The organism is Ktedonobacteraceae bacterium, from assembly GCA_035653615.1.
GTDB lineage: Bacteria > Chloroflexota > Ktedonobacteria > Ktedonobacterales > Ktedonobacteraceae > DASRBN01.
Genome location: DASRBN010000035.1, coordinates 26,267 through 49,715, shown reverse-complemented (window position 1 = coordinate 49,715; position 23,449 = coordinate 26,267). Strand labels below are relative to the sequence as shown.

Below are 23,449 nucleotides of genomic sequence, written 5' to 3'. Positions count from 1 at the left end.
AAGGACGAATCAGGAGGTGCTTCTCGTCATCCCGCTGAGGCAGGATGTGATTGGCCGCAGGCGATTTGGCACGCGAATTTGCCTCTCTTGCCTTCTGCTTACGTACCGTCCTGCCCAGATCATTGAAAAAGTGGCTACCTGGGCTCACTCTTCCTCAACGCAATGTATCCATTGTCAGTTCGGCGGCGAGTTGTTCAAACAGATACGATGTTCGCAGGTCTCTCCGCTCGACACATCTACGCAAGGCGCTTTCGATGCGTGCAGCAAGGTAAGGTCATAGCTCTGCTCATCGCAAATCTGGCACTTCAGCGCTGGTATGCCAATGACCTCGATACATACCATGTGACCGACCCACCGGAATGACACGGCTCGCGTCGAGGCCACCAGGTGCTGCACACCCTGATCGCGCACATAGGTTGGAGAGGCAGAGAAGCTCGCTATGGTGTGGTCAAGCACCTGTCGCTCTCCCTTCTGACCCATGAAGTCCCTGAGAATCTGCTCTAGTATACCCTATGCAGGTGCAGCTATCAGCCGTTCTTAACCTTACGTATAATTTTTTTTGCTTCCCTGATGAGAATCCAAGTTTAGCTACCGATATATATTCTAGGTCTCAAAAAGCGCGCAAAAGTTGCTTTTTTTGCGCGCTTTTGGTATAATAAACAGAGCTAAAGATCAAATAGGGGAGTGTTACATGGAACAAGCTTACGGTTCACGCCTTGAAGAACTTGAAGCGCTATTGCGTCGTCATCCAGCGGGTCTCACATCTAGTGAACTGGCGGAATCTTTAGAGGTTGATGTTAGCACGGTCCGGCGCGATTTGGCCCGCTTATCATCGACAGGAGTAGATATACACAAACGTGGTCGGCGCTACAAGATAAGCTTTCATCAGGCGACCCGCCCTCTACGACTGACGCCAGATGAAGTGCTGGCGTTGTCCCTGGCATGCCGTTTGCTTTCACGCCATCAGAGTGATCGTAATCCCCATGCAGAGAGGGTTATGCTCAAGCTCGCCAATGCTGTGCAGGATGACGCCCCCCGCTTTTCGAGCTATATCGAGGAGGCCGCCCTGCTGCAGCGGTCGCTGCCATTGCATGAACGCTATCTTGCCGTGTTAGAAACGATGACACAGGCCTGGTCCGAGGGACGGGTTGTCTATCTGCATTACCGTGATCGTGAAGGGACTCCCACAGAGCGGCGTTTTCATCCTTACTGCATTGAACCCTATGGTGCGACGAATAGTTGCTATACTATTGGCTTCGATGAACTGCGTGGGGAAATCCGCACCTTCAAACTTGATCGCATTGCTGCTGCCGAGTTAACCAATGAGCGGTTCGACATCCCCTCCAGCTTCAATCCTAATCGTATGTTTGCAGAAGCCTGGGGAGTGGTCTGGCGTGATACTCCTCCTCAGATGGTAGAATTGCTCTTTTTTGGCGACACCGCACGTCTTGTACAGGAGGCGTTCTGGCATCCCAGCCAGCGTGTGATACCACAACAAGATGGAGGCTGTCGTGTCACATTTCAGGTGTCCGAGCCTCTCGAAATGGTCTCCTGGATCCTTCAATGGGGGGCATCAGTAGAAGTCATTTCCCCTCTCCAACTACGGGAAGCTATCGCTACTGAGACACTTCAGCTAACGGAACGGTATGCTGGGTGCAATACCTCTGACTCTCATTAGCCCATTGGAGGAACTGCCTCCAGTGAGAAAGGCACTGTCATGACAGGATACCCTGGTTACTATCAACGTGCGATTGATGCGTATGAGCATGGCCTCAAACTTGTTTTGGGGCCAACAGGCCTGGGCAAAAGCAGCAGTATTCCCGATGTTGTGCATGCGAATCCTGATCGCAAGTTCATCTATATGGCTAACCGTAAACAACTGCTCGAAGAAATGGCAGCGCGATTCAAGCCAGGAGAGTATGTCATCTTACGGCGTGATCTCGAGGTCGTGCGGGAAGTGCTTCTGACCCAGCGAGCGGCCTTTGAAGCATTGCTCGCTGATCCTCGCTTCAAGTCCTACCTCGCGCGGGCTCGCCAAAAAAGCCGCCTGAAAAGCCTGGAAATCGTTGCTATTCGTCGTGCCTGCCAGCAAGTGCTTGAGATGACAAAAGAGGAACGGATATTGCCGGACTGGCTATCCAGGTACGTTGATGCGCAAGCGCGGATAGTGCTCCAGGCGGTCCGCTGGGTTCTTCAGGTCACACGTGATGAAAATGAGCAGGGCAAGGTCTATACCTGGCTGGTAAGTCACCCTATCGTCGAGGCACTCTTCCCGGCCATTCCTTTTCGCCGCCGCTCTGAAGTCCGCATTATGTTGGTGACGCTCCACAAAGCCTACTATGGCTTTTTCGACGGTGCGCAGATGCGCAGCCTCACCGATCTTGCTGCCGAGAAACGCCTGGTCGTTTTTCTCGATGAGTTTGATTTCCTCGAACACGATCTTGTCACATTGATTTGCCGCGGCCCCCAGATCACTGATCCCTTTGCTTTCATGGCACACTTCTATCGGGCGATGGCCCATCATAAGCTCCCGAAAGCTGATTTTCCCCTTCACCCCAATATCCGCAAACGTATCGAAAAGATCGTCGAGATCATCGATGGCGTGCAGGGAAAAGGGCTGAGCTATCCGACAATCAATCAGTTCACGCTGGAAAAAACACCCACGCCAGCAAACCAGCGTTTTACCCCGGCAGTGTTTCGCACGCAGCATGTGATCAGCACCAATCCGCTTTATATTAACCAAACTGAGCGCGCTTTCCAGCTAGAGATGCAGCGCAGCAAACCGAACTGGGTTGCGGCACGGTGGCTCTTTAACGCTGTTGGAACGGCCACGACGCGTACCATCGCGCTGCTCAAAGAGATGGAGCGTGATGAAGAAGTGCGCTATTGGGAGATCCTGCGCCAGTGTTTTAATAATACGGACTTTTTCGATCAAGTTGCCGTCATTCCACGGTTACCTCGTCAAGAACAAACGCAGACTACCCAGCGTGGAAGCCTGCTCAGTGGAGGATATGATCTCTTCGACATTAGTGACCTTGAGCAACGTACCGATAACGAAGAGGTTGAAGTACAATACTATCAGATGCTGCAAACACCTGAAAACTTGCTCCATGCTCTCGCAGAGAAGTTCCTTGTCTTCGGCCTCTCGGCAACTGCCGATCTGCCACGCTGTATTCATCATTTCGATCTTGACTGGTTCGACCAACAGGACCTCCTGCTTCCTACGACCGATGAGGATCGCTCCGACATCCAACTCATGAGTGCGCAGAAGGCAAAGCAGCGAGGAGGTCACCAGATGAGTGTCGCACTCGTCGATGGTCTCGACAAGGCTGATCCTGTTCAAGAACGCCTGTCTCAGTTCCTGGAAGCGGTGACACACGATGATGAATTTGAAAAGGATGCGGGTGGACATCGGAGCCAGCGCATGCACCGTTTTTGCGCCAGCCTGTTTTGGCTGCTTGATCACGGGGGCGAGCGTCCTCGGCAACTGCTCTTTTTGAATTCTTTTCACCAGATACGACTTCTTTTTACCACTTTTGCCAGTCACGGGGAGGAGGCAGGTGTCTATCAGGTCGAGCCATTGCCCGATACCCCCTGGTTCGATGCCTTTAGGCTCACGATAGCTCAACGCAAAATCACCGTGGTCTTTTTTAATGCCGAGCTTGCTACACAAGTGCGACAAAGCAAAGAAGCCGAACAGGCTTTTACGCGGCTCTTCTGGACGGCGGATCCGGTGATCGTCGTCACCCAGTATCTCTCCGCTGGCAATGGCGTCAATCTCCAGTACACAAACGAGAAAGGCGGGCCAGCACAGGACTTCACGCATATTGGGCTGCTCGAGGCTCCCTATTACTTTTTCACGAATCCTGATCCACAGGAGCAATCCTTCGACGATGTTTTCGCTGGTCGGAAGGAGAATGTGTGGTATCAGGCAAAGCTCTTCTGCGCCAAACTGATTTCTGAGGCGCGCTTTCGCCAGGTTCTCAGTACCATCAACCGACCTGGAGAGTGGAATGTACGCTATCAGCAGGGAACGACGGCGGAGGACTGTCTCCTGAATCAGCTTGCCATCTTTATTCAAGCATTGGGCCGTGTGGAACGGACCTGGGGTGAGACGCCTGCTCAAGTTGCGTTGCTCAGTCCAGAAGTCTTCCGTGCATTCCAGGCATTTATGGATGACAGGTATGAAGCGATCAGAGAGCAGCATGCGCCTTTTACCTCTGCCAACCTCCAATCCGTGCTTACTGACGTTGCACGCAAGACAACAGATTTCGAGCGCGAGGCACGCCGTCGACATGACACGCGTCTACGAGCCAGAAACGATGCTTGTCGGGAAGCGATTCAGACTTTAGTTACCCGGCTCGAATTAGTTCGCAGTCAGGGGAAAGACCTGGAAGCCAGGCATGACTGGGAAGCGCTGCGCCGGGCAGTACTCCGGCATGATTTTCATGCAGAGGTGGTGAGTCGCTACCATTGCGCCGCTTCTTCCCCGTATTATGCGCATGGTCGATTGAATCTCACACCTGAACTTGACCTTCTGCCCCTTGCGCTCGCGGTACCTGGTAGTCGGATTTTCCACCTGGATGGGGTTTATGCCATTGTCGCGGAAAACCCCGTGATTCGCGACCATTTTCTCGATCAAGGGTACGACTTACAGTTCGATCATCCAAGCTCTCATTTCTTCACCCCCTATTGCCTCCAAGCCATTTTGGCTGGAGCAATCGGAGAGGAGGCGGTTACCGCGCTTTTGGAGAAGGATGGTATTCCGATAGAATCGCTACCTGATGCGCTTTTCGAGATTGCGGACCTGCGCATTGACACAAAGCCCTGGTTCATCGATTGTAAAAACTACAACGACCTCACCCTTGATCGCTTTTCCCTTCCCATCGACGATCCGCTGTGGCATCCGTCGTTGAACGAGTCAGCCTTTACCAGGCACGCACAAGACAAGCTCGATCGTATTCGGCACACTGTCGGACCCGATGGTAAGCTCATCTATATCAACCTTGTCAGCGGGCAGGAGCGACCACTAGGATACTATACCCGCGAATTTCGAAAGGTCACGGACTTTTCCGAGGCAGCGATCATCGTTGTGCAAGGCGCGCTTGATCGTCAAGCCCCCAGTTCTTACCAGGCTGCATTCACGATGTTCCTTGCCGACCTCAAAAAAGCGTTACGTCCAGCAGAGGAGAACGAAGCATGACAACCCAAACAACCCAGGCTCACCCCAAACAACACACGGCGAAGACAACCACGCTAGTTATCGAGCGCCCTCAAAATTATGCACTGCTCGAAGAGCGGTTCCGGCTCGTGCGCTATCTCATTCCCAAAGCGTTACGCTCCCAGAATGCTGCTGACTTTGGTCGCGTTCACAACGCCATCCGCGATCAAATCAAATTTCCTTACAGGTCATTTCAGTATGATACCCTTGATGGGGCGCTGAATAAACAATGGGCGGTCTACGTTCTTTATCCGCGAGAGGCCGAAGTCAGTGAACTGGTCCTGACCTGGTATCAACCACGTACTCCCCTTCCTCGGCGGGAGATAGCGTTTAGCGACCTACCATTGCATGTGCTGCTCAAACTGTTACAGTTCAGGCTTTTCCGAGGCGATAAGACGAACCGCTTCGTCGGCCAGGACAAATGCTATGTATATGCACGTCCAGGTGGGAAGGACAGTGACTTTCACTATTGCGTGGAAATTGAGTTGAGCGGTGCTCCGGCTAATAGTGAGGACGCTCCAACACAAGAGTTTCGTGTCATTCCTCACGCCAGGTGTTTTGGCAAAGTGACTCCGCCGTTGCGACCAGGGACCCCTTTCTTTGGAAAGCGTGCAGTTGGAAGCAGATTCGTTTTGCTCCATCTCACGACGGCAGCAGTTGAGCAAGAATCGCCAGTCTATAGCCTTGTTACCTTTCCGGGTAAACGGGTGCAGATCAAGTATCACGACCTGCGTGATGTGAATGCAGGTAGAGGCAAGATCGTTTTTGACTTCACCCAGCAATTTATTGTCAGTCTTAGAGAGGTAGGCATAGTCGCCCATCTGCGAGAACGTAACTTCACGCTGGCGCCTTTATCCAAAACAGCCGATATAGCTGTACAGCAACTGACTGAGGTAGGCATCTATGATAATCGCTTGAGACGCACACACAGCCTCGACGCCTATCTTGATCTCTTTCAAGGCATGTACCCCGCGCTCCGCTTTGCGGCCTTAGATGATATTGCCTCTGCACCGCAGGGAGGAGTCATCGTCTTGTTGGATGCGGCGGCAGAAGATTTTGAGGAGGATGGGCTCCTCTTTGGCCGGGATGATCCCTACCCTCCACTCTATAGGGAGCATCCCAACGTTCCTAAACAGTCCATCAATGTCAATACCAACGACCCTGATGCGTTAGAAGGTGGAGATTATCTCGATTATTCCATGCTTCAACTGTCCGATAAGGATTTTAAGCGAAATCTTGACGTAGTACTGAGCGAACTCTATCTGAAATGCGCCATCATTCATGGCACGGCGCGTTACCCCTTGCCATTTATCCCTGATGAACTGGCATTTGTTCGTCGGAGGCCCTTTGACGGCGATACCATCACAACAGCGCTCTGGTTTGCAGAACAGCAGTTGCACTTTATCGATCTAGGAGACCCAGCACAAAGCGAGCCATTTTATGAGATGCTCGAGGGATGGGGGGTTGACTGGGATAAGCAATATGAGAAGCTCCTCGCAGAACGAAAGCGCATCTCAGAGCAGGGGCAGGTCAAGGACCTACCCGAGTTTGATATCATTGTGGGCCGTGATCTTTTCGTCGCTATCGAGAACCTAAAAGAACGTATCTTCTACGACTACGATGCTATCGAGCAGCGACATCAAGAACAATATTCCACGGCCTATCCTGTCAAATACTTTCAGTTAGCTCCACACTATGAGAGGATTCAGCAAGAGCGGTCTACGACACTCTTACCCTTGGAGCAGATGATGCAACAGGGTCTCCTGGATGGTAGCAAGCAACCTAGCACGAGAAAAGCTCGGGACTCTCAGGCTTTTTACAGGCAATTGCTCGCCTATGATGCCTTTTTAGAAGAGGTAGCTGCGACACATCCTATGCTCACCTATCAAGAGTTAACGAGCGGAGAATGGCTGGAACGGATTGCCCGCATTTTTGACAGCAAAGCAACGAGCCAGGGGAAATACCACCGCAGACTGATCACGAGGATTTATAACGACCTGGGAATGTTTTTACCTGAAAGAGGCGAAAATGTTCAACTCTATCAGGGTATTTGGTATGATGATACGGATGCCTTTCTCGTAGGTTCTCCAACAAGCATGAATCTCCAGGGACAAGCACGAGCGCATCTCGTCAGGCGTTTCCAGATCATGCAGGGAAGCTCACACTTTGATAAAGAAGAGCTTCTGAAAACAATGGGGGTGCTTTTTGTGCGTCACAAGCAATATACCGTCTCGCCATACTATTTCCACCTGATCGATCTCTACGTGGAGAATGTATTGCGGTATGGTTCTTCGGGAGAAGAGGATTCCTGAGAGAACGCACAAAGAGGTTGAAACGATAAATACACGCGTCCGGCGGATTTCACACATATGTAGCCGGTGGCTGCGAAAGTGGCGCTGTATACCTTCTGCAGAATCAACAGGCAGCTTAGACAGACCCTTATTGGTGGCTTGCGTGGCAATACTGCCAGCTTAATGCGTATCGACCTTATACCAGAGCTATAGACAAACGGCGAAAGGAGTTGCTAGAATGTAGGAAACGACTTAGGGGAAGATTGGAGTCCTTCATTTATGGTGACGCAATTGAGGGAGCTTACCGATGAGGTACAGAGTGAAGAGTATAGTTGCATTGAAGAGAGTGATCTAGCTGAGTTGCGCGAACGCATCCGAGTGGAACTTCTAGCGCATCTCGCTCTTATTGGACTGAGTCCATCACCGGATGGGAGAGAGCAGATTTATACGAAGGATCTTGTGCGCGCCCGTCATGCAGCACAGAGGGCCGCGTTTAGAGAAGGCGAGCAGCAATTTCTTGCTCGCTATGGCCGCGCCCTTCTGCCACATTTTGCTGAGGGCCACGAAGTTATTCCTGAGGCTGTTGAGCCTCAGATCTCTCTCGTCTCGTCGGATACCGAAGATGCTGCTTTATTTCGCCTCGCGACGTTGTTATGGTCGGTGCCTGTCTCACGGGGGTATGGGCGCCGGATGCGTTTTCTTGTCCGCGATCGCGCTAATGGTAAGCTCCTCGGTCTCTTTGCCCTCACCGACCCCGTGTTTAACTTGAAGGCACGTGATACGTGGATTGGCTGGAGCCTTGATGAGCGGCGGCAGCAGCTTGTACACGTGATGGACGCCCATATTGTTGGAGCAGTGCCCCCCTATTCCCTGCTGCTCGGGGGAAAGGTTACCGCAGCGTTGATGGCGTCTCAAGAAGTCAGCGACACTTTTGCCGCCAAGTATAATCATCGGAGCGGCATTATCAGCCAGCAATATAAACATGCACAACTCCTGCTGATTACCGTCACCTCGGCACTCGGGCGCTCCTCCCTCTACAACCGCCTCAAACTGCCGGGGACGGTAGACTTTGTCCACGTTGGGCAGACCACCGGCTGGGGGCATTTTCACATTCCCCAGCCGCTTTTCCTGCTGATGCGGGAGCTTCTCCGCCGTGAAGGGCACCCTTACGCGTCTGGACACCAGTTCGGACAAGGACCAAACTGGCGCCTACGGGTAGCGCGCGAGGCTTTGCGCCGGGTTGGCCTCGACCCTCACATGCTTCAACACGGCATCAGTCGAGAAATCTATGGAGTTCCTCTCGTTCCTAATTGGCGAGAGTGTTTACGCGGGGAAGCAGAGGTTGGAGCGGCTGTGCGCTCTTCTGCGGCGAGCATCGGGACGCTTGCCGTCAATCGCTGGCTTATCCCGAGGGCGAGCAGGTATCCAGACTATGTGCGTTGGACAAGAGAAACCACCTGGGAGCATTTAGTAGGGGCAACTCAGTAGGCCGTTCTGGAGCAGAACACGCGAGCGGTTAGGCAAGGAGGGGTTTCCTATGCATCTCACACCAAGTGAGGCATTCGAACACATCAAAGAGTCGATGATCGAATACCTGGAAACGGCTTATAAGATCGCGCATCCTGCTATCTTTGCTGAACGCGGGGAGATCCTCCGCCAACGGGGAGTGGTTGCTCAAGCCCCATTTATTGAAGCAATCCCAGCATTTCCAACAGCACATAAACTCGCAGAACTTGAGGCATTGTATCCGCAGAGCGTTCCCGCTGGGCTGGCTGCACTGGTGCAACATGGCGTGCCCATTGACCGCTTTCCCCTCTATACCCACCAGGAAGAAGCTCTACTGACCGCTTACGGAGATCAGCCTAACCTGCTGGTCGCCACCGGGACAGGCTCTGGAAAGACCGAAAGCTTTCTCCTCCCCATTCTGGCAGATATTTTGCGGGAGGCCCCGTGGTGGGAACCGGTTGCTGACCAGGAACGTCCAAGTCGTTTTGATCCCCAGAAAGGCTGGCTCCATAGTCGGAGGCATGAACGTCGCCCGGCGGCCATGCGTGCCCTCGTGCTCTACCCGATGAATGCTCTAGTGAACGATCAGCTCTCGCGCCTGCGCCGTATCCTCGCCCGTGGAACCTCGCCTGAGTGGCAGAAAGAACACCTGCAGGGGAACGTCATTCACTTCGGTATGTATACCGGTATGTCGCAACCCACCGGAAACTGGGCCTACAAGCAGCCGCGAGATCGCTTCGCCGCCTATCTTGAGAAGCTCAGGCAGGATTGGGACAAGTTGCGCGCCGATCTGCGCGATACTGGCACCTGGCCGCGTCCGGACAGCACAGAGATGCTCTGTCGCTGGGATATCCAGTCCGCGCCCCCTGACATCCTGGTCACGAACTACTCCATGCTTGAGTATATGCTGATCCGCCCCATTGAGGCGAGGATCTTTGAGCTCACGCGACGGTGGCTGGAGAGTACACCGGAGGCACGTATAACGCTTGTGCTGGATGAGGCGCACACGTATACGGGGGCGAAGGGAACCGAAGTCGCCTATCTGGTCAGGCGTCTCAAAGAACGGCTGGGATTACCTTCAGGTTCACCGCAGTTTCGCGCCATAGCTACAACAGCTTCCGTCCCGGCAGATGCTGATGAGCAATTACTGGAGTTTATCTCGGACCTGTTTGGCGAACCTGCCAGTCGGTTTACGCTGATCAGGACCGGCAACGCAGCGCGGGGAACCTCCACTCGCCAGGCGTCTTCTCGATCCTTGTACGCCTTCGGACGCTTCTATGAGCGTTTTTCGCTCAACGATCCCGTGCCTGCCATCGAACAGCTCGCCTCTGAACTTGAACTGGGTCCTGTCGATACACAGGTCGACCCGCAGGTGGCCCTCTACGCTTTGCTCGAGCAGAATCATGATATCGACTGGGTGCGCCAACGCACGGCACGTCGTGCCACTTTACTTGACGTGCTGGCTGAGGAATGCTGGCCGGGATTAAGCATATCTGAGGAGCGCGAGAGGGCCACGGCAGGAATTCTAGCGGCGGGTAGTTTTGCACGCGCCTCTGCCCTTCCAGATACGCCGCCTCTCCTGTCCATGCGTATGCATCTCTTTTTCCGCGGGATCTATGGTATTTGGGCCTGTATGGACCCAGACTGCTCCGCTGCACCGCCTTTACCGACCAGCGTTGCGTCTCGCCCAGTCGGGAAGCTCTACATGGACCCTCGCCCTTGGTGCGAGTGCGGAGCACGGGTACTCGAGCTGTTTTCGTGCCGACATTGTGGATTGCTCTATCTCGGTGGCATTCCAGATTCTGCACAAGGCAGCCTTTGGCCCTGGAGCGACGACCTGAGCGGCAAACGGGAAGACATCCAGCAGTTTCAGATATTCGGCGTTGAGGCACCAGATGCTTATGCCTCGTGTGAATATCGCTCAACCCGGACCACCCTGCACACGCATCAGCATGATAGTTACGCACGCCCGGTGTATCCGGCCGAGCCGGCACAAGAAAATGATATCCAGGTCAGTCAATTTCCCAGTCAATGCCCGCGTTGTCGGAACTACCGCCAGATGGGGAAGGACGGACGGGAAGTCATTGAACCCTTACGCACGAAAGGCCCACGCACATTCTCAATTGTGGCCGAGGATGGTTTTCGTGTTCAGCCACGTGCGGCCTACGGTCCCCCTCCCAATTATGGACGCAAAACCCTGCTTTTTACGGATTCGCGGCAGGAAGCCGCTCAACTCGCGGCGGACTTGCGCGATGATCACCATAACGACATCTTTCGTCAACTCGTCTATCGCGTGCTGTTATCCTGCCCTGATTGTGCTGGCACCGGCTCTACCGAGGACGAGGGAAAAGGCCCCTATATTATTGGTCAGGAGCAGAGTGTGCAGACGAAACCGTGTACTACATGCATAGGCACGGGAAGACATCCCCATCCACAACCGATGACTTTTGAGCAGGTGCGTGAGCAGGTCATTGCTCTACAATTACAGCGCGGCATCAATCCAACCAATGGGCGCATCCGCGACTATTTCGCTCGGATGTACAATGGAGATGAAGCCTCTTACGAAGCCGCCTACAAAGAGGCAGAAACTGCGTTTCACGTTGGCTTGCGCCGTGAACTCTCCCAACGCGATTTTGCATTGGAGCCGTTGGGATTGGCGTACTGGCGCTTTGTGTTACCAGAACTCATTGGAGCATTTCCACAACTGAGCCAGGATGAGACGCGCCTTTTTCTCCAGGCTGTCACGCGCATCCTGGCAACCGAAAATGTGTTGCTGCCACCTCGTCCACTCGCTCCGTGGGAGTGGCCGGAAAACTTGGTGAAGGGGTACGAGCGAGCTGTGCTTGTCTGGGGATATGTCAAATCGCCTGGTGACGGACGCCAAACGATCTCGTATAACCTCCAGAACAAACGCAAGCTCGGACGCTATGTGATCGCTGTTTCAGAGGCGCTTGTCAGGCTGGGGCGCCTTCCTAACAGGGAGGCAGCCGCCAAATGGGTGAGCGAGCTCGTCACACCGCTCTGGAATGCACTGAAGGGATTAAATATCCTGGACAGGGCGGGCAAGAAATATGGCAACGAGGTTCCTTATGGCATTCGCATCGATGGATTTGAGTTGCAGCCGCTAGGGGACACAGTTCATCAATGCACTGCTTGTGCCTACATTATGGGTGGAGTGCTCTTTGATGTGTGCCTGCGCTGCGGCCAACGCACCAGCCCTACCCCCGTTTCGTCTATCCGCAATTTCTACCGACGCGCGGCACTGCACGCTCTGCCTGCGTCCTTGTTTGATGATCCCTATCCATTACGTTCTGCAGAACACACAGCACAGATTTCAGGCAAAGAAGCGCGTGACGAAGAGCGTTGGTTCCAGGACCTCTTTCACGATCACCAGCAGCCTGATGATTATCGCATTGATGTGCTTTCGGTCACAACCACGATGGAGATGGGCATTGACATCGGTAGCCTGTTAAGCGTAGGGATGCGCAATATGCCTCCAACCGTTGCCAACTACCAACAGCGTGCAGGCCGCGCAGGACGACGCGGAAGTGCGTTGGCGACGGTCCTGGCATTTGCGCAGTTTCGTCCTCACGATCAGTATTACTTCGCGCATCCGCCAGAAATTGTCAGTAACCCGCCGCGTGTTCCAGCTCTTTATCTCAATAATGCTGTCATTGCGCGCCGTCATGTGCGATCCTTGATTTTGCAGGATTTCTTCTCTTCCATGCTCAAGTCCAGGCAAGCATCACAACAGGGAAGCCTCTTCGCCGCCTGGGGTACCATCGCCGATTTTACCAATATGCAAGGCGCCGTACGTTTACGGCAATACCTGGCAACACATCGAGCTTCGCTGATTGCGCGCTGCGAACAGATCGTCGGTTCTGCCTTTCTCCATCGTCTCGGCGCATGGATAAGCGACCTGGTTGGGGAAGTGCAATCTACCGTCAATGGTGGTGAGGCGAAAGCAAGTGTCCTGCATGAACTCATCACGGCTGGTTACCTTCCGAAATATGCCTTCCCGGTGGACGTGGTGAGCCTTTTCATTCCATCAGAAAAATCGTCATATGACTATGACGAGTGGGAGATAATCGAAAACGATGGTATGGAGCGGGACCTGAAAATAGCCCTGGCCGAGTATGCGCCAGGAGCGGAAGTGATTCGGGGTAAGTTTCCCAATACCTATATCTATCAAAGTGTGGGCGTCTATGACCGGTACAACGCGAATCCTCACTATCATCCCTCTGGCGCATTGATAGAGTGCGCAGATTGTCAATCTATCATGCTCGTTGACAACATCGAGGATGCTCCGGACCAGTGCGCGGAATGCGGGAGTTTCCATGTGATGGCACTCCCTTATGTGCGTCCTCCAGGCTTCACCGTAGACTGTGCATTGCCCAATGGGGGCGGTGAATTGTACGAGAGGGGCGGGCGGGAACGCGGCGGGTACGCCATTCCACCTCGGCTGCTTGTAGGGGAAACATCCTTTACGACGGGCAAGCCACAAGTTCCCTTTGCCCCAAGCCTCTATGTCCGAGTTCGCCGAGGCAAGCTCTTTACCTGTAACAAAGGCCCAAATCCCGACTTTCCCGGCTTTATTATCTGCCCGGTGTGTGGGCGTGCGCTCGATCCAGATAACCCCGGCTCACACCGCTATCCAGCGAGTGTTCCACCGTTTAGCGGAAGAAACGCCGGGCCTCGTGCGGGTGATTGGTGTCCCAACACAACGGATTTCCGCAACCAGGTCATTCTCGGTCACCAGTTCGTCTCAGAGGTCATTCTTTTGGGAGTTGATCTGCCAGCGACGATGGATGCTCCTCTCCAACAGCCGTCGGGTAGAGCGGCCTGGTATTCGTTCGGCGTGCTCGTTGCGAATGCAGCGGCTATTATCTTGCAAATAGACCCCGGAGAACTCAAAGTTGGAGTTCGGGCGGTGCGGCGTGGGCTCGATCACCGCCTGCACGGTGAAGTCTTCCTCTACGATGACGTACCCGGTGGGGCGGGGTATGCACGCGCCATCGAGCAAAATATGCAGCCCATTTTAGAGAAGGCGTTGGAGTTGGGGGAGCAGTGTGCAAATCCAGCCTGTGGCGGGGCCTGCTATCATTGTATGTTTGATTATCGCAACCAGGCACTTCACCTGCTACTGGACCGAGCATTAGGTGCCGCACTGCTGCGCTTTGTACTTCGTCATCAGGAGCCATCGTTGAGTTCCGCCCACATGAGCCGTAGTGCAGTTCCGCTTGCAGAATATGCGAAGACGAGCTGGCAGATCTTACCCGGACGCGTTGTCGGAGATCAGTATTTCCCTTGCGTCCTGCGCGACCAGGAAGGCCTCGAGGTGGGAATCTGGGTCATCCATCCTTTGCAAGCCAGGCCAACGAGCGATGAGCGGCAAGCTTTCTTGAGTAAGCATGGTTTGCGCTGTGCCGTCCACACGACGTTTGACCTTGAGCGTCGTCCTTTCTGGGTTCTCAATCATCTGGTGACACGATGACTATGCATTCACGTAAGACCGCATTCACCTGGTGCCTGAACCAAAGAGACCTCACGCCGCCGCGTGGACGGCCTGAAGCACCGTTTGGGCCAACCTCCATTGAAATGATCCGTACTTGTGGATTGCGCGCGTGCTTTGAGCGATCGCAGGGCTATGAGCGCCGTACAGCGTACGCCGCACGAGTGGGCATCGCGTTTCACAATACGCTCCAATCGCTCACCGAGTATCCCATCAGGTCTGATAATCGAAGTGAAATCATTGCGGAAGCCCACCGGCGTTTTCATCACGAATTATCTCAACAAGAGGAACAGAAAAAAAGCCGCCCTCGTGAACAACTGCTTCCTCGTGACGAAGAACGGATACATCGCGCACTAGAGGCTCTCGCTTCCGAGTCGCTCCGCCTAACAAAGCAGTTTACAAGCGGGCGGATCGGGTATGAAAACCGAGGTGCAACGGGAGCGGAGGAAGTCCCCCTCTCTGAGATGAAGCAGATAAGTGAAGGGAAAGTGCTGGTCGAGATACCAATACAATCCCACGATGGGCTTCTCACTGGAAGGGTGGATCATGCCGAAAGGCTTCCTACAGGTCTGCGTCTGCTCGATTATAAATCTGCGTTACGTGACGAGCTACCTGCGCGGTATGAGCGGCAACTCCAGCTCTATGCGCTGCTGTGGTACGAGACATTTGGCGAGTGGCCACAGGAAGCGTGGGTGACCTATCCGCTCACAGGAGCCATGTACAGAGTAGCGATTGATCCCGAGACCTGTCGCGCTGTTGAGAATGAGGCTAGAGTATTGATCAAGCAGGTACAGGAATGTGCTTCAGTTGAACAACTCGCTACCCCTGGTGAGACCTGTGCCTTGTGCGAATTTCGTCCCTGGTGTCAACCATTCTGGGCGTGGCAGGCGAATCATCCTCACCTCTCTATAGCTCTGCAAATGGCTGTGCTAGGCTTCGAGGGAAAAATTAGAACAATAGAGCTAAAAGGGTATTACTGGGTCGTAACAGTGGAATGGCGCGAGGCTGAAGTCCGTATCGTTGCTCCTCAGGAGCGTTTTCCGCAGCTAAAAAAAGCTTCTCCAGGTATGCACATTCGCGTACTCGACATGCGACTGCAAGGGCAGCGTTACCGCCCACATGCGATTGTGGTCGAGAACTCAGAAATATTTCTCGTCGAGTAATGCGAGATAAATCGATGGCTTGAGTATGAAGTGGCTGCGCTTTCACGGGATGTGTGTGAACGTAACGTTTCATGGTATAAGTGTTTCGGAGCACAAGTGATGTCTGACATCACCGGAGAAAATCGTCAAGTTGTCAGACAAGAGGTCGCTACTGTCAGACACTATTTTCAGGCGAAAACCGGCTAGCAGATGCTCTGGGGCATGGAGTTGTCTATGGCTCTCTTGCAGAGAGAAAGCACCAGGTGTATACGTTTTAAGACAAAATGGGATGGCTGGGCGTAGGGAAAAGTAATCTGGGCTGGTAGGATGCTCTCTTCTGTCATATTTTGTATACATTTCATGGCAAATGCCGATATCTCGGCTCGTTGCACCCACCCTATCACACACGGCAAGGCTTCACGAACATGTGTGCGACAATAGGAGCAGTACCTCCTGTCGGTTGCCCAGGCAGGATCGCTTGGACGGCCTTTCATCGTCAAAGGAAGAAGCAGAGATGAGTGTGAACGTGTGTCTGTTCTTCGATAGTGTTGCTGGTCTGTGCTTCGGGTTCCCATTGGTTGGAGCATCGGGTGGATTGTGCTCATCTGGTTCTGGGGGATCATCGCAGGCGCACACGATGAACGCGAAGCGGAGGCCAAACACCTGCGCCAGCGGGCCCCCGAGCAGTGGACCCGCCGCCAACCCGGTGCCCAGGAAGCGGTAGGCGGCATTGACCCGTCCCTGCAATACGGAAGGAACCCTGCGTCCAAGCAGGGATGCTGCCGCGATGGTCCACAGGGGCCGGCCATCCCACCCAGCACGGCAGTCGCTCCAATCAGCCAGGCAGTGGCCACGAGCGCCGGAGCCGCAAACATCACGGCGTTGCCGAGGATGTTGAGGCCAATCGCCCAGTGCCGCCCCAGCCAGCGCTGGACATAGACCGCTATGGGCGGCACCACGTTTTTCATGCGGGAAAACGGCCATCACAATCGCCGGGCTGACCCCGGTCAGCCCGGCTGCGCTCATGCCCTGCAGTGCGCGGAAGCCGATCAGCCAGCTCATGGCGGGCGTACCAGGGAGCCGCCCGCAGACCGGCGCGAGCGCGCAGCCGAGGGAAGCCAGGCTGAAGAGGAGCATGGCGAGCAAGAACAGGCGCTTGCGTCCATATTGGTCGGCAAAGCGCCCCACGGTGAACAAGAGTACTGCATACATCAGGTTATAGGCGTTGAGCACCCAACTGACCGAGGGCAGATCTGTCTTCAGGCTGGTCTGGATGGTGGGAATGGCAATGTTCATGACGGTCGTGTCGAGGACGACCATGCAGAAACCACAGAGGACCGCCGCCAGGACCAGCCAGGGTCTCAGGGACCGGTCATGCGCCATCGCGAGCGGAGAGACCGCCTGGGCGGCGCGCTCTCGTGCATCCTGTGTATTGTTCCGCCTGCTGCATCATCTCTCATGCTTTCGTTTGTGGGACGTTCATCATCCCTATTTTGCCGGTTTGATGTTCTGGTTTACATGAAAGAAGTTGGTCGGGTCGTACCTGTTCTTGACCTGCACCAGCCGCTCATAATTGTCACCGTAGCTGGCCCGGATGCGGGCTTCCCCCTCGTCCGTCAGGAAGTTGACATAGACCCCTTCCTCAGCGAACGGTTGGATGGCTCTCCCGAAGCGCTCAATCCACTCCAGATGGGGCTGTGCCTCCCCTTCCGCCCATTGCGCAATCATCTCCAGGATGGAATGATCGTGGCGTAAGGCAAAGGCCGTCGCCGCAGGATCGACCCGCATGGCTGCGCCGTGAATCTGATAGAACACCACCGTGGAGAGGGGCGAGGGACGCGCGGAGCCAAAGGCGATGGCCGTGTCGAGCGCCTCATCGCTCAGGTGAGGAAGCGCCTCCGCATGATAGGCGTAAGATCGACCGGGCTGGTTGACGAAGTCCAACAGCGTCGTGCTTTCTAGCACGGACATGGGGCGGATCAGATCGACGAGCGGGGGGCCAAAGGTGCGCAGGGGTGCCAGCACACGCTCGCCCTCGACGAGATCGTCACCACAGTAGCAGGCATCCAGGATGACCACCGGATGCCCGTCCGGCCCCGTGGTCAGGCTGGCGTTGACGGTCAGTTCATCGGGGCACTGCCTGCTGTACTCTCTATAAAAGCGCAAGACCTCGCGTGCGCGTGCCAGGGGATGGATCACCCCACCTCGCAGTACCTGTGCCAGTGGGTGCAGTTGAAAGGTCAACGCCGTGACCACGCCGAAGTTGCCTCCTCCTCCCCGCACTGCCCAGAAGAGGTCTGGATGCTCTGTTGCGCTGGCTGTGAGCTGTATCCCATCCGCCGTGACGATCTCGACCGCAAGAAGATTATCGATGGTCAGACCGTAGCGGCTCGTCAGCCAGCCGATGCCGCCGCCAAGCGTGAGGCCGGACAGCCCGACCGTGGAGAAGACTCCGGTTGGGATCACCAATCCGAACGGCTCGGTTGCGCGCAGGAACTCCCCGCTGGTCAGACCTGCCTCGGCGCGTGCCACGCGCTTTTCTGGGTCAACCTGAATCCCTTTCATTGGAGACAGGTCGATCACCAGCCCGTCATCGCAGACACCATGACCGCTCACGTCGTGACCTCCTCCACGCACCGCCACCGTCAGGTCTTGACGACGTGCAAATTGAACAGCAGCAATGACATCGGAGACATCGACACACTGCACGATCAAGGCCGGGTGCCTGTCAACTATGCCATTCCAGACGCGGCGAGCATTTTCATAGCCCTCGTCGTTCGGGCCGATCACGTCGCCATGCAGGCTGGCTTTGAAGTCTTGAAGAGCCTTGGGATTGATGGATGTGGAAAACATGGATTTCCTCCTTCTTCTGCGAAACGTACGAAACTCTCACCATAGGACGTGCATAGGATACGGGAAAAAGCGGCTGAGAACTTAGCAGGGGCTTATCATCTCTTTAACAAGAGGTTGCTCTCTCACAGGTCTCTGTTTCGGTCAGAGGCAAGCGTCAGCGTGCGAGGATGGCCTGGGCAACTCCTGCTGGTCGGCAGGAAGAGAGGAGGCGTAAAGGAGACACATCGGATGATGTGTGAGTGGAAAAGTGAACGTCGAGCGCTTCTGCTGCTTTTTCCTGGCCTGGCGCAAGCTCCGCCATGTGTCCGCTCGTGCTCGCCCTCCCCCGAACAGAGGAAGGCAGAACCAAGGTGCAACAGGATGTTAAGTGCTTGATAAGTCGCTTCTCCTGCTTTCGAGTATACTTCTTACCAGACAGAGGAGTAAAGCGCAGCGGCTGAACAGGCCCGTGCCGAGGGTGCGTTCTTCGCTCACCTCACGATGATGCCGGGGGCTGGGCGCAAAAAGAAGACGTCTTTGGACGTGCGCGTGTAGAATATTCAGCATGCGGAGGAGTAGCGATGTTTCTTACGTCATCTGATGGAACGAGGATTGCTTACGATGTGCAGGGGCATGGCCCTGCGCTGCTGTTGCTTCCAGGATTGGCGGACGCCGCCAGATCTGGCAGGAGTTGGGATATGTGGATCGCCTCTGTCAGCACTTTCAGGTGATGACGATGGATCGGCGAGGCATGGGGGAAAGTGACCTGCCGACGGAACCAGGAGCCTACACGGTCGAAAAACTGCTTGATGATATCTACCGTGTTGCCGATGCCTGTGGGGCCCAGCACTTCCTCATGTGGGGGCACTCGTTTGGCGGTTCTCAAACCCTTCACCTCGCTGCACGCTCCAACCGGATTACCCGCGCGGTGGTGGCTGGCAGCTTTTTTGGCCGTGTGTATCCCGAAGAGCGCATCGAACCCATTGTCGCTGAGTTGCAGCACATCCTCGCTGCACAACGAGAGGGCAACCTTGCCAGCCTTGACATGGAGCCCGAGGAACAGACCTTGGTTGAGCAGAGAAATATCCCTGCCCTGATCGCCTGCTGGCAAGCCCTCGTTTCCTGGCCGGTGGTGGAGCCGGATGAAGTGCGTTGCCCCCTCTTAGTGTATGCCGGCTCGCGCGATGATCGTGTGGTCAAGCCACTCCTGGAGCGCCAGCACGAGATGGAAAAAGCCGGCATTTCCCTTCACATCTTTGAGCATCTCGATCACGAACAAGAACTCAGTGAAAGAGACATTGTTTTTCCCCCGGCATTCGCCTTTTTGCGAGGCGCTCCTGTTTCTTGAGCAACAGCGGGCGACACGTGCCGGCACAGCGAGAGCAAGAAGCGTATGAACAAGCAGCGACATCCACTCCCCCCTTCTCAAGCACTCATGACGACAGCCGAGCGCCTGCTTGGCCAGACTTTTGGCAAGAGTGTCCGTCTCGGTGCAGGAGCACTCCTGCAAGATGGGATACGCTCGCTCGTGTACCGTTTCCCTGTGCTTGATGGACTTCCTCAGACTCCGGCAAGCGTGATTGTGAAGCACGTCAAATCGACGGAGCGAGCCCCGTATGATCCGACGCGTGCCACCATGCCTGCCTGGGCCTTCTTCAATGAATGGGCCAGCCTGCAGTTCTTAGGCACCATTCCCACTGGTACCACGTTTGGACCTCGCTTCTATGGTGGAGATGCGGCGCGAGGCGTGCTGGTCATGGAAGACGTGGGACACGGGACCAGCCTGGAGCAGTTTCTCATGGGAACCGATCCACACAGGGCAGCTTCTGCCCTGATCGGATTTGCTGTAATCCATGGTCGTCTCCATGCCGCTACCATTGGGAAACACGACGAGTTCAGACAGCTGCGCGAGTCGCTTGGTCCCTGCATGCTGGAAGATGGATATCAGACTTATGAGTGGCTTGCACCAACATTGTACCAGGCGGCTGAAGTGTTAGGCGTAACACCTGCGCGTGGTGTCGAGCAAGAGGTAGCGGCACTGAAAGCCTCCCTGCTGCATCCGGGACCCTTCCTCTCCTTTATCCAGGCAGATTCGTGTCCTGATAACTGCCTCTTTATCGGCTCCACTCCGTGGCTGGTGGATTTCGAAGGTGGGATGTTTGATCAGGCACTTAAGGAAGGGGTTTATGGCAGAATGCACTTTCCGACCTGCCGCTGTGTCTACCGCATGCCTGAACCGCTCCCACGCCAGATGGAGGCAGCGTATCGTGCGGAGTTAGTCAAAGGCTGTCCGGAGGCAAGCGATGATCATCTCTTTTCGCAGGCTGTTGCCGAGGCATGCGTGTACTGGATGATCGGCTGGTATCAGATGGCCCCCTTGTCGCATATCCTGGAGCACGACCGACTCATTGTGGCTGCCACCGATCGGCAGCGTCACCTCCTGCGTTCAGACGTAGTAGCGCAAACGACCGAGGAAGCAGGGCATATGGAGGCTATTGGCGCAACCATCGGTGCCATGGCGACGAAGATGCGCATGCTCTGGCCTGATGCAGAAGCGATGCTAGCGTATCCCGCATTCAGATGACACTGGCGGTAATAACTTCCAGACTCGTAAAATAGAGAGCACCGGATGCGGCCAGGTCTCCATGCAAATAACAGAGAGCGGAGTTTTGGAGCAGAGAAAAGAAGACTGCAATGACTGAACTGATTGATCACCAGAAGGAACTGGAAGCCCTCTTCCAACACTATGGGAATCCTCTCGTGAGCGAAACGGTCTCTGTTGGGTCACCTACGTTTTGGGAAAGCCAGACAAACAATCGCTCTCGCGAAGTGTGCATGGTTATTCTTCGTGCAAATAGTCGTGTTTTAACGTTTACCAAGACCTTTTATCCAAAGGGATTGTACCGGTTATTGACGGGTGGCGTTGAGTTTCATGAAAGCGTGTTGGAAGCACTTGCTAGAGAAGTCTATGAGGAAACTGGATTGCAGATGACTCCTCAACGGCTCTTAGCGGTCATCTCCTATCGGGCAGAACATGATCAGGAAAGCGTACAGGCTTCCATTCGATTTACGACCTTTGCCTTTCTCTTCCATCAGGAGGAAGAGGGCTTTCCCAGCGTGGTCGATGAGCAAGAAAACCTCTTAGGGTATGGGGAGGTAGCCATTGATGACCTCTGTAAGATAGCCACAGAGCTTGACGCTTTGCCTGACATCTATTGCGATCAATTGGGGACGACCTGGAAGGAATGGGGACAGTTCAGATCGGTGATCCATCGAACTATGTACCAAGCCTTAACTTCCTTGTAAATTCTGTATCGTCAAATGGCCGTTCTCCTGGCTGGGCTGAGACCAGAGCACTGATCACATCATCCTTAGGGTCGTTCCTGCGCTCCTTGACAAGATGTGCCAGGTAGTGCTGAAGTGTAGACAATCGATTACGTTTGCCTTCGTCCCTGGAGAACCGTGATCAATCGATCCAGTTGCGCCAGGTCAGCAACGGTTGGAGAGAAGACGAACTCATCGCATCCGGCCTCTTCGAAGGCATGGAGACAACGCATGATGGCGTCAGGACTTGCCAGGAGCTGTGCCACCATTTCTTGTGCGAACGAAGGGCCGGCAAAGGCAAAGGACTCCCGCAGGTAGCGCCTGCCTCCCTCAGCAGCATCGTCACCCAGCGCGAAGTGACCTACTGCCCATAGTTGCGGCCGCCCTGGACGTCCAGTCCCAGCCCAGGCTGCCCTTACCTGCCGGGCAGCCCGTGCAAAGTGCTGCGCATCCTGTCCTGCGACCAAGCCATCAGCAGCCAGTGCAATCCGGGCCGCCACCTGCTCCCCTGGTCCTCCTAACAGAAGAGGCGGTCCACCAGAGTGGGCGAGTTTTGGCCCGAGGGGTCGTTCGTTCCAGAGCGCACGCAGGGCCGAGAGCTGGCCGGTCAGCAGCTTGCCATGGGAGGGAGGATCGATGCCCAGGGCCGCATAGCCCTGCGGGTGACCTCCCAATGCCAGACCCACAATCAGGCGACCCTGCGAGAGTGCATCGATGGACGTCGTCACTTTAGCCAGCAGCAACGTGGTGCGTAGCGAGCCACCAGGGAGGATGATGGCCAGCCGAACGCGCTGCGTGAGTGCTGCTGCCGCCGCCAGGACGGTAAAGGGTTCGTAGCTCCCGCTGTTCGTGTGATCCAGCACCGTGAGACTGGAGAAGGGTCCGCTATCGGCTTTGCGCACCCACTCTAGCAGCAGGTGTCCACTGGTGCCGGGGACAGCGGTCGGCAGTGCTATGCCGATATGCATTGTTCCTCCTGGTAGATGTCACCTTCTCTGAAGATGACAAGCACTGTTTTTCAGAAGGATACCGTAAAAAGGGGCTGAGGACTTAGCAGGCCCTTAACATTGCCTTATCAGGTTGTTGCCTACTCGCCTGTGACCGAGACGGCTCTCAGGCGCAGTGCCCCGTTCGTCCTCTTCTCATCAGTGGGGTTGAGGATGAGGAGGTCTTAAAATGGTGGGGCAAGGGGGGATGGTGCTGCATTGCTCTCTGCTGCACGAACAGTCTCGCACCTGGCATGTCCGTCGCTTTGTCGCAACAGTGGGTGAAGCATATGCCTTGTTGAATATCCAGGAAAATGACTGGACCTGGCAGGTAGTATCGCCCTTGGAAGCGCGTGAGAAGGAGCCGAAGCAGGAGTATATCTCTTTTCTGATGTTTTTGAAGGAAGTTTGTGCGCTCTACGGAGATGGCAGGAGGAGAACATCGACTAGAGCAACACCTTGTTAAAGAGATGATAAGTCGGCGTTAAGTTAGCGGCGCTTTTTTTCCCGTATCCTGTAAGAGGAAATCGTTGCCCTGCTGTGGCTGCGGCAATGGTATCAAACAGGTGCAGCGATCGGGCGACACTGCTTGCGCCATTGGGAGTTCCTCAAGCATCTGATCAGCAGTGGCAAAC

At 54.9% G+C, this 23,449-nt stretch carries 14 protein-coding genes; 10 read left to right on the top strand and 4 right to left on the bottom strand.

The window, feature by feature from the left end; genetic code table 11:
• Positions 1 to 174 precede the first annotated feature (174 nt).
• On the bottom strand, positions 175 to 480 hold the full coding sequence (locus VFA09_19885) for a hypothetical protein (GenBank protein ID HZU69544.1): 306 nt from the start codon (positions 478 to 480) through the stop codon (positions 175 to 177).
• Positions 481 to 691: 211 nt separating this feature from the next.
• Here VFA09_19885 and VFA09_19880 point away from each other — a divergent pair, with 211 nt between their 5' ends.
• The 6 genes from VFA09_19880 to VFA09_19855 all read left to right on the top strand — a co-directional run bounded on the left by VFA09_19880 (position 692) and on the right by VFA09_19855 (position 15,693).
• The gene (locus VFA09_19880) at positions 692 to 1,678 is read left to right on the top strand and encodes a WYL domain-containing protein (GenBank protein HZU69543.1); all 987 of its coding nucleotides are present in this window, start codon (positions 692 to 694) and stop codon (positions 1,676 to 1,678) included.
• A gap of 39 nt (positions 1,679 to 1,717) precedes the next feature.
• The gene (locus VFA09_19875; GenBank protein ID HZU69542.1) at positions 1,718 to 5,203 is read left to right on the top strand and encodes a hypothetical protein; all 3,486 of its coding nucleotides are present in this window, start codon (positions 1,718 to 1,720) and stop codon (positions 5,201 to 5,203) included.
• A complete protein-coding gene (locus tag VFA09_19870) occupies positions 5,200 to 7,533 on the top strand; it encodes a hypothetical protein (protein ID HZU69541.1) in 2,334 nt (777 codons plus the stop codon). Before VFA09_19875 ends, VFA09_19870 begins: the two co-directional genes overlap by 4 nt.
• A gap of 258 nt (positions 7,534 to 7,791) precedes the next feature.
• A complete protein-coding gene (locus VFA09_19865; protein HZU69540.1) occupies positions 7,792 to 9,000 on the top strand; it encodes a Druantia anti-phage system protein DruA in 1,209 nt (402 codons plus the stop codon).
• A gap of 49 nt (positions 9,001 to 9,049) precedes the next feature.
• Positions 9,050 to 14,512, top strand: coding sequence for a DEAD/DEAH box helicase (locus tag VFA09_19860; GenBank protein HZU69539.1), 5,463 nt, complete (start codon positions 9,050 to 9,052; stop codon positions 14,510 to 14,512).
• Positions 14,509 to 15,693, top strand: coding sequence for a PD-(D/E)XK nuclease family protein (locus tag VFA09_19855; protein HZU69538.1), 1,185 nt, complete (start codon positions 14,509 to 14,511; stop codon positions 15,691 to 15,693). Before VFA09_19860 ends, VFA09_19855 begins: the two co-directional genes overlap by 4 nt.
• Positions 15,694 to 16,089: 396 nt before the next feature.
• Here the strand turns inward: VFA09_19855 and VFA09_19850 are convergent, their stop codons facing one another.
• Together VFA09_19850 and VFA09_19845 are read right to left on the bottom strand one after the other, a co-directional pair.
• A complete protein-coding gene (locus VFA09_19850) occupies positions 16,090 to 17,055 on the bottom strand; it encodes an MFS transporter (protein HZU69537.1) in 966 nt (321 codons plus the stop codon).
• Positions 17,056 to 17,160: 105 nt separating this feature from the next.
• Positions 17,161 to 18,525, bottom strand: a complete 1,365-nt coding sequence (locus tag VFA09_19845; GenBank protein HZU69536.1) for an FAD-binding oxidoreductase — start codon at positions 18,523 to 18,525, stop codon at positions 17,161 to 17,163.
• A 640-nt stretch (positions 18,526 to 19,165) separates the two neighbouring features.
• Here VFA09_19845 and VFA09_19840 point away from each other — a divergent pair.
• From VFA09_19840 to VFA09_19830, 3 genes are all read left to right on the top strand, one after another.
• Positions 19,166 to 19,852: an alpha/beta hydrolase gene (locus VFA09_19840; GenBank protein ID HZU69535.1), complete on the top strand. Its 687-nt coding sequence runs from the start codon at positions 19,166 to 19,168 to the stop codon at positions 19,850 to 19,852.
• A 45-nt stretch (positions 19,853 to 19,897) separates the two neighbouring features.
• On the top strand, positions 19,898 to 21,088 hold the full coding sequence (locus VFA09_19835; protein ID HZU69534.1) for a hypothetical protein: 1,191 nt from the start codon (positions 19,898 to 19,900) through the stop codon (positions 21,086 to 21,088).
• Between the two features lie 110 nt (positions 21,089 to 21,198).
• Positions 21,199 to 21,810, top strand: coding sequence for an NUDIX hydrolase (locus VFA09_19830; GenBank protein HZU69533.1), 612 nt, complete (start codon positions 21,199 to 21,201; stop codon positions 21,808 to 21,810).
• Between the two features lie 128 nt (positions 21,811 to 21,938).
• Here the strand turns inward: VFA09_19830 and VFA09_19825 are convergent, their stop codons facing one another.
• Positions 21,939 to 22,796, bottom strand: a complete 858-nt coding sequence (locus VFA09_19825) for an LLM class flavin-dependent oxidoreductase (GenBank protein ID HZU69532.1) — start codon at positions 22,794 to 22,796, stop codon at positions 21,939 to 21,941.
• A 208-nt stretch (positions 22,797 to 23,004) separates the two neighbouring features.
• Between VFA09_19825 and VFA09_19820 the strand changes: the two genes are divergently transcribed.
• On the top strand, positions 23,005 to 23,280 hold the full coding sequence (locus VFA09_19820) for a hypothetical protein (GenBank protein HZU69531.1): 276 nt from the start codon (positions 23,005 to 23,007) through the stop codon (positions 23,278 to 23,280).
• Positions 23,281 to 23,449 lie beyond the last annotated feature (169 nt).